The sequence below is a fragment of the Parabacteroides sp. AM58-2XD genome, from assembly GCF_003463685.1.
Classification (GTDB): domain Bacteria; phylum Bacteroidota; class Bacteroidia; order Bacteroidales; family Tannerellaceae; genus Parabacteroides; species Parabacteroides segnis.
The window spans coordinates 23140-35378 of sequence record NZ_QSDP01000038.1 but is presented as its reverse complement, the minus strand read 5'-3'; the positions used below and the strand labels follow the sequence as shown (position 1 = coordinate 35378).

Genomic DNA, 12239 nt, shown 5'->3' with positions numbered 1-12239 from the left:
CGGTCAAACAATAGTACATATTTGTCTTGTTCGTATTTCCTGTTGTATTTATATTATTTTTGCATCAATATCAAAAAAGATAGAAGGGGATATCATTATGTTACAGAGGATACATATGAAATTTGTAATTTGTTGTTTGTTCTTATTGTCGGGCTGTCTTCACGGATTTGCTTTTAACGGAGATTTCCGGCAGCTGATCTATAATCAACAGGATGGATTGGCTTCGAATACGATCGATTTTATCGGACAGGATGCCGAGGGATATCTTTATTTCTGTACGAATAGAGGTTTGTCTATTTTCGATGGGAATATTTTTACCAATTATAATGCGCAGAATACTCCGGGGTTTTCTAATAATCTTACCGTTATTGTCGAATTGGATAATTATCATTTATTAATAGGCTCGCGCGATAAGGGACTGTTCCTTTTCGATAAGTATAAGAGTAGTATTCGCTCTGTCAAAGGTTGTAATGCCCAGATACAAAGTGTTAATACTATGTTGAAAACAGGAAAAGGGGAGATTTGGTTCGGAGGGGATGACGGTGCTTTGTGGTATGTGGAAGATTACAGGACATTACTGGCAGATTCTGATGGAATCGTATTTCATCGGGTCACTTACTCTTTCCCCTCTATAAATGCGTTGGCGGAGATCGATGGTATATTATTGGTCGCAACTCAATCGAATCAGTTAGCAATTATACATCGCACGCAGGATACTGTTATTGTTGAAAAAGCTGCAATGCCATTCGGGGCTGAATCCTCCCATTCTCTTCTTTTGAGAAATGGGAAAGAACTTTGGGTCGGAACAAATTCCGGCATTGTGGTTTTCCGGAAAAAAGGAAAGCGCTGGGTGGACGGCTCGTTGTTCGCTGAAGAAATAGGTCTTGTCCGTTCTATGGAGATTTGTGGCGACGAAGTTTATATCGGGACGGAGGGAAATGGACTTTTCGAGGTCGATTCCAATACGTTGTCTTATAGCCGGACAGAACAATCGAAATTACCTGTTTCCGGAATAAATCTGAATTATATTATTTCACTGAAAACAGATCATTCCGGCAATTTATGGGTCGGCACATGGTTGGGAGGAGTTGCCCGCTTTATGTTTGCTTCTCCTCTCTTCAGCCAATCTAAAAATAAGGAAAATGTACCCAGCTTATTTTCCAATGTGGTATGGACTGTTTGTAAAGATAAATACCGGTCCGGTTTTTTTCTGGGAACGCATGGTAGCGGCCTTTGTCATTATGATATGCAGGAGATGAGATTCCAAACGATCGATCTATCTTTTCGTTCCGTATGGACCTTATATGCAGATTCAGTAACTCCTTTTTTGTATGTCGGCACATGGGGAGAAGGTCTGCGGTTGTATGATATGGAAACGGGGAAATATATGCCTGCTTTTCCATCTGATATTGAACATGAACGTATATACTCCATTTCCCGTTTTAACGAACGTGAATTATTTATAGGCACTAGTGCAAATGGTGTCTGGTTATATAATGAAGATAGAAAGCAGGTTCGTCCTCTGGAGTTTCCCGGTGATTCCCTGTTGCAACTGAATGTTCGTTGCATCCAAAAGGATAAAGAGGATAAAGGGTATTGGATGGCTACGTTTAATGCCGGTTTGTTTCATTTTGATCTGGATCGGTCTGGATTTATTACAGATATGGAACATTTCCCTTTTATCGGTGAAGAACCCGTACAAGCGACTGCTTTATTTCAGGATGATAAACGTGTCTGGATTTGCATGACGAATGGACTGGCTTATTTGGAAAAGGGAGATTCGGAGCGTAAGGTCAAGCGTATCAGCCAACTTGATGGTTATTTCCTATCAGATATAGTGGAAGGTACGGATGGTAATTTTTGGATTTGTTCTCATGAAGGGCTTCTGTTTTTCAATCCGTTGAAACTTTATGTCAGTCGGTATTTGACGGAGTTTATCCATTATGGGATATATTCCAATAATAGGGATGGCTTATTAATCGGAACATCCGAAGGACTTTTTTCTTTTGACCCGGCTAAAGTAAAAGAAAGTCAAGGAAAAGGAAAAGCATTGATCCGCTCTCTACAAATGAACGGACAGGCTGTCGTTCCTGATGATCCGGAAGGAAAGGTATGGATAAACAAGGCGATTAATTATGTTGATACCTTGATATTGCCTCCCGGTAATGCTAATATCGGTTTTTTGCTTTCTGCCTTTTCTCCCTATGTTTACGGAGAGAATGTTTTATTTTATCGTATGGAAGGATTGGAAAATTATTGGAACAAGACCGGTTTAAATAATTCTTCTGCTGTTTATGGAAATTTGCCTTCCGGGAAATATACATTTCATGTCCGGCTGAATGATCCTGATAATTTTTCGGGAGAAAAAGAGTTGGTTATCATTAAAAAAGAATTCTGGTGGAATACAATTTATGCCAGAGTTGTTTATTGTGTATTGGTCTTATCAGTAGTGACTTATCTCATATTTAACTTCCGGAAGAGATATAAGAAGCGTTATATCAGAAGGTTGGAGGATATAGAACGACAAAAGGAGGAAGAAGTTTATCTACAGAAGATTCGTTTTTTTACCAATATATCTCATGATTTGAAGACCCCTTTAACATTATTGCTTACTCCGTTGAACGATTTGTTAAAACATCCGGAAATGCCTGAAACATTTCGTTCCAGGCTGCAATCCATGTATATGAATGGTGATCTGTTACTGAAAAAGATCAATAAAATATTGAACTACCGGAATACGGAAGGAGAAGACACGGCATTGTCTGTTGAGGTCTATTCTGCACATCAACTTCTTTATGAGATTATTACTCCGTTTAAGGAATATGCAGAACGGCAAGGACTCTTTTTTAACATTCATTCTCTGATTGAAAATAAAGTGACTTCTGCGATACATACTGACAGGAATAAGTTAGAGTCTATTTTGGAAAATCTGATTTCAAATGCTATTAAATACACACCTGAAGGAGGAGAGGTAGCTGTCAGTTATTCAATTGATAATGGTAAACTGGAATTAATTGTGGCTGATACGGGAGTAGGAATACAGGCAGTTGATTTGCCACATATATTTGATCGGTATTATCGTATTGCACCGGATAACCGGGGAACAGGAATCGGATTGTTTCTGGTAAAACATTATGTGAATTTACTGGAGGGAGATATTTCGGTAATCAGTGAACCTGGGAATGGTACCACTTTCCGTCTTTCCTTGCCTGTGGTTGTTAATGAGATGGAGAATAGTACCGACCTACAAGAAAATGGTGAAAACGGGACTTTGCAGGAAAAGGAGAATATTGTGCGTGTATTGATCGTAGATGATAATAAAGAGATGAGAGATTATTTGCGGCAACTTTTTTCTCCTTTCTATCAGGTCATGGAAGCCTCAGATGGAAAACAAGCTATGGAGATTGTCAGAATGGAATTGCCGGATATTATTTTATCGGATTTGATGATGTCGAAGGTGGACGGGCTTGTTTTATGCCGGAATATAAAAGGAGATATGTTGACATCTCACGTACCTTTTATTATTCTTTCTGCAAAAAATTCTGTCGAAACCCGTCTGGAATGTTGGGATGCCGGAGTCGATTTATTTGAAGAGAAGCCTTTTAACAGTCAGTTGTTATTAACGAAAGTGGCGAATCTGTTACGCAGCAGGAAACTTTTAAAATATAAATATCAGATAGCGATTCCCGTTTCAGTGTTGCATGATGAAAAGGAAGGAGGTGCTGAATCGTTGGAAGATCGTTTTTTGAAAGAGGTTAATGCTGCGATAGATAAACATAAAGATAAACCGGATTTGTCTGTTCGTGAACTTGGAGAAGAGTTACATATGCGGCATGATCAGTTATACAGGAAATTGAAAACGCTTACTGGGCTTTCTGCAAATCACTATATACGTACTTATCGGTTAAATTGTGCGGCGGCTATGTTAAGGAGCAAAAAATATATGGTGACGGAAGTTCTTTATAGCGTAGGGTTTAATAACCCTTCTTATTTTACCAAATGCTTTAAGAAGGAATTCGGAGTGCTGCCTTCGGAGTATGTCGCCCAAATGGAGGATAAAGATGATTCTGTGTTATGAATAACCGGAATTTGTGTTATCCGCTTTTTGATTTGTAGCAGTCGGTTTGGTTCAGCAGTATTACTTTTGGGATAGAAATTAAATCTATTAGTATGTTAAACAAAAGTATTTACTGTGGAGTCGTATCGGCAGTTCTTTTTTGTGCCAGTGTTGCGACGGAAGCTCAGGATAACCTGGTGGATAAAGATTTTTATGCCGCTATTGCCGAACGGGGACAGCAGACTATTGTCGGAAGACCGATGGATACTATTGCTCCGGTAGATTTACCGGTAGACAAATTATTGCCCTGGGCCGGAAACAAATCATTTCATTTTACTTCCTGCAAGAAAATAACAACTGCAGAAGAGATGAATGATGCCTTGGAAAAATTAAGAAACCGGTATTTATCGTTTTTGCAGGACCTGACTCCTGATTTCTGCGAAGAACGATTGAAACTTCCGATAGACAGTATGCAGTTTCGTTATGAACTCCCGGAAGATTGTGGGGATTTTAACCGGTTGTTGCAAGGAGAAGGAGAATGGAATGATATAGCAGTTCCTTATTATCATGGTCCTCAGGGTGTTTCTACAGCCTGGTACAGATCAGAAATAGATATCCCTGCCGATTTTTTTTCGAAGCCGGTCCTCATGCTTCATTTTAACGGAGCAGATTATTATACGGATGCGTATATCAATGGACATCATGTGGGTTTCCATGAAGGAATGTTGGATGATTTTGAATTTAATATTAAAAAATATGCCCGCCCGGGTAAAAATATACTTATGGTGAAGATCAGAAATGATTATTCCATGTTAGGAGGGGAAGGAACTCCGCGTTACTGGGGGAATAAATTGGCAGCCAGTAACAGTCCCGGCTGGGATGATCCTTTTTCCGGATGGACTTGCTGTCCGGCAGGTTCCGGAATATATCAGGAACTTTATATTGAAGCACGGAGTGAACCTTATATAGCAGATGTGTTTTGTCGCCCTTTGCCGGAACAATCTGCAGTAGAACTATGGGTGGAAGTCGATTTGGACCATGGAGAAAAGGCGGATGATTTTTTGTTAGAATATAGTTTATACGGCCAAAATTTTGAAAGTCGGGTAGTTGAAAAAGAGATAAAAAAAATACGAGTAGAAGGAGGTCGGGTACTAAACCGTACCTTGGTGTCTATTCCGGAAGACTTATTGCGTTTATGGGAACCTGATACCCCCTGGCTGTATCAGATGAGGGTTGCATTATATAATAAAGAAAAAAAGTTACTCGATAACAGGAAACAGCAGTTCGGGATGCGTCATTTTGTTATTGCGGAAGATAGTTCGCCAAAAGGAAGAATGTATCTGAATGGAAAAGAGATACGACTTCGGGGAACGAATACTATGGGTTTTTTACAACAAAACGTTATGAGGCGTGACTGGAAACAATTGACAGATGACTTACTGCTGGCTAAATTAACGAACATGAATTTTATTCGTACCACTCAGCGCATCGTGCAAAAAGAAGTGTATGAATATGCCGACCGTTTAGGCATGATGATGCAGGCGGATTTGCCTTTATTTGCTTATATAAACCAGAAACAATATACCGAAATATTAAAGCAGGCCGGGAATATCGAACGGGTATTGCGTAATCATCCTTCTGTGATTCTGATGAGTTATCTGAATGAGCCAATGGCGGAAATGAAAGCTCATGCAGTCAGCAGGTACGCTTATGAGCGTTTGTTCGATGCATTGGATATCGTTGTCCATAATGAAAATCCGGACCGGGCCGTAAAATATATTGACGGAGATTATCAGGCTCCCAGTAATGGTTATCCGGATAATCATTGTTATAATATCTGGTATGATGGGCATGGTATAGAATTGCCGGATATGTGCCGTGGTGCCTGGATGCCGGTGAGTAAAAACTGGATGTACGGGTGCGGAGAGTTTGGTGCGGAAGGACTTGATCCGGTCGGTTTAATGAAAAGGAGATATCCGGCAGAATGGTTAAAAAACGGTTCCGACGGCTCATGGAGTCCTGTTTATATGCGTGGAAAATATTCGGGTGAACAGACATTTCAGATGCATTGGAATTGGTTTGAGACACAGAAGACCATGGATGATTGGGTGAGAGAAAGTCAGCAGCATCAAGCCTGGGGGATACAAAAGGTCGCTCGTGCTTTCAGGCGTATGCCTCGTATGAACTCGTTTGCCATACATCTTTTTATTGATGCCTGGCCAAATGGTTGGATGAAGGCTATTATGGATTGCGAGCGTACTCCTAAACCAGCCTGGTTTGCTTACCGGGATGCTTTGACACCTTTGTCTGTACAAGTGGAGTCTGAGCGGAGTACTTTCTTCAGTGGAGAGGAACATCTTTTTCAAGTTTGGGTTTGTAATGATACGCCGACAAATCCTGATCTGGTTTTGAAATATACACTTGAATTGAATGGAAAAGTGATTAACAGCGGATGTGTCCCGGCTGAAATTCCTTCTATAAGCAAAGGTAGTACTTTTCAAGGTTTTATTCCGGTTGTAATGCCGGAAGTGAAACATCGGTCTTCTTTGGCTTTGCGTGTGGGGTTGTTCGATAAACAAGGAAAAATCTTTCATGATGAAGACGTTTTATGTACCGTTGAACCAGCCGTTGAGGCTAAAAGACGGATTCGTATATACCAAATCGGAGAAAGTAAGAATACAGAGGCTATCGTTCATGCTTTCGGTATCAGAAATGTTGTTAAACAAGGACCGATCGGTCCGCAAGATGTTATTATTGTTGCTGATAGTTTATCGGTTCACTCAAGGAAAGAAGAAATAAAAACTGCGGTAAAAGCAGGAGGGCATGTGTTAATTTTGAAAGAGGCTGTTCCGGTTTTAAGTGAACTTCTTGTAGGAGCATCCGTCGATTCGGTTGACAGTAAAAGTTGGATAGTCTTCCGTAATGCAAACCATCGTTGGTTGGCAGGCTGTAGTTCGACAGATTTGAAGTATACCTATTCTTCCGTGCAACTGGCTCCAGAACGACATCATTTTCGTTTATTCAATGCAAAAGGAATTACTCCGGTATTAACATATTGCGACCAAGCGGTTATCGGTGAAAAAAGAGAGGGAAAAGGAAATTGGATTATTTGTTCTTTAGAATTAAGTGGAAAGTTGGATACAACTCCTGTCCTCACACGGCTTATAGAGCGGATTCTTGAGAGGAAATAATGAACAATGCAATCATATACAGCTATTTATGAATTTATGTCATAAATCGTACCATTTTGTTTTAATGGGAAAGTCATTTGTTCTAACAGACCTGTCGGTCGATCAGATATATTTGCTTCCGGTAATTTAAAATTCAAATTTAATACTATGAACAGAGTTTTATTAATCTTGGGGATACTATTATGCACACTTGGTGACGGTATTGCCCAAAACATTCAGAGAGTAACAGGTGTAGTGTCTGATAAAGCAGGTATCACGCTACCCGGTGTTAATATTGTAAACCTGCGCAGTAAGGACGGAACTATAACCGATGCGAATGGTTTTTATTCGATAACGGCACAATCTGGCGATATGCTCCGCTTCTCTTATATAGGGATGGAGACTATTGATGAAAAAATAGCAAAGTCGGTTATGGATATAACGATGTCGGAAAGTAGCTTGGCTTTACAGGAAGTTGTTGCGATAGGTTATGGTACTTCTACAAAAAAGGACTTGACAGGTGCTGTTGCTTCGATCAAATTGGAAGATTCACCTGTAATGATGATGCCCAATAATAATGTGCTTGAATCGCTGAAAGGTTCTCTGCCCGGTGTGAATATTGGTATGGGCAGTTCGGCGGGGGCTACTCCGAGTTTTTCGATCCGTGGTCAAAATTCTATTAAAGCGGGAACATCGCCTTTGTTAGTTGTTGATGGCATTATTGGTGGAGATTTTGCACAATTGAATCCACAGGATATTGCAAGTGTGGATGTTTTAAAAGATGCCAGTTCGACAGCCGTTTATGGTTCCCGTGCAGCAAATGGTGTTATTATTGTTACTACAAAACGTGGAAAAACAGAAAAACCACAGTTGAATTTCAGTATGAATTACGGGATACAATCATGGACTCGTAAACCCGATTTGATGAATGGAGATGAATACAATCAGTTCGTAATAGATAAAGCTATTGCTGGTGGAATGACCGGTTCTGATCTGGAACTACAAAGTCTATTGAAACCAAAAGAGTATGATGCTTATATGGCAGGTTCTGAAATTAACTGGTATGACGAAACAACGCAAAGTGCTCCCACTCAAAGTTATCAGTTGAGTATATCCGGTGCGAATGAAAGATTTAATTATTATGTATCCGGGAATTATTTGAAACAAGAAGGCTTAATGATTGGCGATGATTTTTCGAGAGCTTCTGTTCTCGCTAAATTGGAGGCTGATTTGACAACTTGGATTAAAGCCGGAATCAATGTATCGGGAAACCGGAGAGATTATTCCGGTATGGCCCCCAGTATGTATAGTGCAACTTATATAGGGCCGTGGGGATTTATGAACTCTCAATATGAAGGTTATGAAAACTGGCAGGAACGTTTTCCCGGCGGTAATACTACATGGGGAAATCCTCTGTGGGAAGCATTTGCTATTGATGACAAAGATGTATATTACAATGCCAGTCTAAAAGGTTTTCTGGATATCCGTTTGCCTTGGGTAGAAGGATTAAGTTGGCGTATCAATGGGGCCTACAATTTAGGACAACACCAGGAAGCACGTTTTACTCATGAAGAACATTATGTAAATACCCTGAGAGAAAGCGAATTGATGAATCCTTCGCAATTTTTGAAAAATGCCAACGGTTATGCTAAAGATTCTGATAGCCATAGCTGGTTGATAAACCAAATATTAAATTATAACAAAACATTTGGAGAACATAAAATAGACCTTACTTTTATGTCCGAACGCCAGCGTTCACACAGTTCCGGCGTAAAAGCTACCGGTCAAGATTTTGAACAGGCTGGAACTACAGTCTTGGGATATAATTCTTTGGAAATGGGTAATGCGGAAAAAAGAGGCATTGATACATGGAAATCTTATGCATCCTCATTAGCTTATATGTTACGTGCTAATTATGTATGGCGTAACCGCTATCATGTTTCAGCAAGTTTTAGAAGAGATGGACATTCTGCTTTTGCAGAAGGAGAGAAATATGGTAATTTCACTTCTGCCGCCGTTGCCTGGACACTGTCTGAGGAATCATTCATTAAGCAGCTTGATTGGTTGAGTTATATGAAATTGCGTTTTTCTTATGGTGAAAATGGAAATCCGTCTATATCCAGTTACAGTACCTTTCCTAAAGTGGGTTCCGGTGCTTATATTTTCGGCAATGACTATCTGAAAAGTTTATATCAAAGTTCTTTAGCAAATAAAAAATTGGGATGGGAGCGTACAAAGGCCTTTAATCTAGGATTGGATTTTGGTGTATTTAATGATCGTTTATCAGGTAATTTCGAATATTATAATTCCAAGACAAATGATTTATTGATAGAACGCCGTCTTCCGATAACTTCCGGTTATACTAGTATTATGGACAATATGGGAGAAGTCGCTAACTGGGGTGTTGAAATAAGTTTGCATTCTAGTAATATCGAGACGAAGAACTTTGGGTGGACAACAGATCTTTCTTTTTGGCTAAACCGAAATAAAATTAACTCTTTATATGGGTTGGATAATGACGGAGACGGCAAAGAAGACGATGATTTAAGCAACAGCTGGTTCATTGGTAAATCTTTAGGTGCGATATATGGTTATGAATCAGATGGCATCGTACAGGAAAGCGATAAGGAATATATGGAAACATATAATATGGCACCCGGTGATATCAAAATTGTTGACAGGAATGGTAATGGTAAAATTGATCCGGAAGATAAGACTATTATTGGTTATTCTAAGCCTAATTTTACTATGAATATACGTAATACTCTTACATATAAGAATTTCATGTTATCTTTTAGCTTGGATTGGCTTGCAGGTGGAGGAAAGAATAATTATTTATTGAGCGAAAATTCAAAGGGGATGAATCCTGCAAAAATGCCGAACGCGAATTGGTTGAGTAATAAGGTATATTGGACCCCGAAAACTCCGGTCAATGATGTGCCTCGTCCGAATTATTCCGACTCTTACGGATATGGTTTTTATCAATCCAGAGCATTTCTCCGTTTACAGGATATTACATTAAGCTATGTGTTTGATAAAAAACTTTTGGACAAAACAAAGTTTTTCACTAATGCCAGAATATTTGTCAGTGGAAAGAATTTATTGACATTTACTGGATGGGACGGGCTAGATCCGGAAGCCGGACAGAGGATAGGAGAAGGCAGCCCCAGCTTTAAAACATATAACATTGGCTTAAATGTCTCATTTTAATTATAAATAAAAAAATCAGGAAGTTATGAAAAAAATAATTTATATGCTTAGTTTATTATGTTCCTTTTTGGGAGCATGCAATGATGATAGTTTTTTGCGAGAGAAACCAGAAGATTTTCTGACGGTGGATAATGCGTTCCTGAATATTAATCAATTTAGAACGGGCGTCAATCAGATGTATTCTCAAGTGCGTGCACTTTATAATAATAATGACAGTCGAAATGACTGGGTTTTGATGGGAATTGGCCTGGATGTTTTTACTGCTCCAACTCCGGATACAGAGGTTTCACAACCTGAATTTAATGATTGGAAGAAGGTGAATTCTTCCAATAGCATAGCAAGTGCATGGTGGCACTCGGGTTATAGTATTATTAAGAATTGTAATGAATTATTATTCCAAACAGAAAATCCGAACGTTGTATGGAATGTTAAAGGAGAAAAAGAAGAAATCCAAGCTGAGATTCGTTTCTTTCGTGCGTTTGCATATCGTTGTCTGGCTAATATTTTTGGAGGAGTTCCTATCGTAGATAAACCTGTTACAGAACCCCGGTTGGATTTTGTACGCGTAACACGTGCAGAAGTATATGAATTTGCCATTCAGGATGCCGAATTTGCGGCAACTTATCTACCGGTGAAATTAACACAAGATGGTCGTGTGGTCCGTGCTACGGCAGATCATTTGTTGGCTGAATTGTATTTGGCTTATTCAGACAATGGAGGGACGAAAAGTTATGATAAAGCGATCGAAGCTGCGTCTCGGGTGATAGATGGGAAAGACGGTGATTATGGCTTGATGAAGGAGCGTTTTGGACAACGTAAAGGTGAAGCCGGAAAGAACGTTTATTGGGATTTGTTCCGTATGGGCAATCAGAATTATTTGGAAGCAGGTAATAGAGAATGTTTGTGGGCTATCCAGTTTGCTTATAATACTCCCGGTGGTACTAATAAATGGGATCGTCCCCTGTTCGAACGTCATTTCTGGCCAAACTTCTGGCAAAAAGCTAAATTTGGTTATGATGGTGTTGCACGTGACAATACCGGGCGTGGTGTAGCGTTCGTTCGCCCGACTACTTATATGATTTATGACATTTGGGATAATTGTGGTGGTGACATCCGTAATTCGGAGGTCAATATTGCCAGAAAGTTTTACGCTCCATATGTTTTAAAAGGAGGGGTAGAGGTAAAAGATTATGATACGACTTATGTGACTCCAGTGGTTCTCACTGACGGAACAGAGATAGAAGTTCGGTTAAAACCTGGTGATGAAATTAAAAAAGAATGGTGGACATCCGCATCGGATACCATGACTTCTTATTTTCCACGTTTCTTTAAATTCGGGACAGATAAGCATATAGACGGTAAACCGGATAATGGTTTCGTGCCTGATTGGTATATTTTCAGAGTTGCCGATACCTATCTTTTACGTGCTGAAGCCTATCTGAAGGCAGGGAATAAGGGGGGAGCAGTAAAGGATGTCAATACTGTTCGTGAACGAGCTAAAGCTTCTTTGATCAATGAAAATCAGTTGGATATTGATTATATTTTGGATGAGCGTGCACGAGAACTTCTCGGCGAAGAGCAACGTTTTATGACACTTTCTCGAATGAATATGGTGTATCAACGTACCAAAAAATATGGAAGAAATGTTTCTGCGGCATCTATTCAGGAGTATAATAATTTATTACCAATTCCTCAATCGGCAATTGATTCTAATTTGGAAGCTGAATTGAGACAAAATGAGGTTATTAATTCCTGTTTTTTACCCCTCTAATATGGAAATAAATTGTGTTTCTGATATTAGA

Annotated in this window: 4 protein-coding genes; all 4 read left to right on the top strand. The window is 39.5% G+C overall.

The window, feature by feature from the left end; translation table 11 throughout:
- Nucleotides 1-115: 115 nt before the first annotated feature.
- The 4 genes from DXA15_RS11115 (at nucleotide 116) to DXA15_RS11100 (ending at nucleotide 12208) form a co-directional block, all read left to right on the top strand.
- Nucleotides 116-4078, top strand: coding sequence for an ATP-binding protein (locus tag DXA15_RS11115; protein ID WP_158579652.1), 3963 nt, complete (start codon nucleotides 116-118; stop codon nucleotides 4076-4078).
- A 92-nt stretch (nucleotides 4079-4170) separates the two neighbouring features.
- Nucleotides 4171-7248, top strand: coding sequence for a glycoside hydrolase family 2 protein (locus DXA15_RS11110; protein WP_128134054.1), 3078 nt, complete (start codon nucleotides 4171-4173; stop codon nucleotides 7246-7248).
- Nucleotides 7249-7395: 147 nt separating this feature from the next.
- Entirely contained in the window at nucleotides 7396-10437 is a 3042-nt protein-coding gene (locus DXA15_RS11105; RefSeq protein ID WP_128134053.1) for a TonB-dependent receptor, read from the top strand.
- Nucleotides 10438-10462: 25 nt separating this feature from the next.
- Nucleotides 10463-12208 carry a RagB/SusD family nutrient uptake outer membrane protein gene (locus DXA15_RS11100; RefSeq protein WP_128134052.1) on the top strand — a complete coding sequence of 582 codons (1746 nt, stop codon included), beginning with the start codon at nucleotides 10463-10465 and terminating at the stop codon, nucleotides 12206-12208.
- Nucleotides 12209-12239 lie beyond the last annotated feature (31 nt).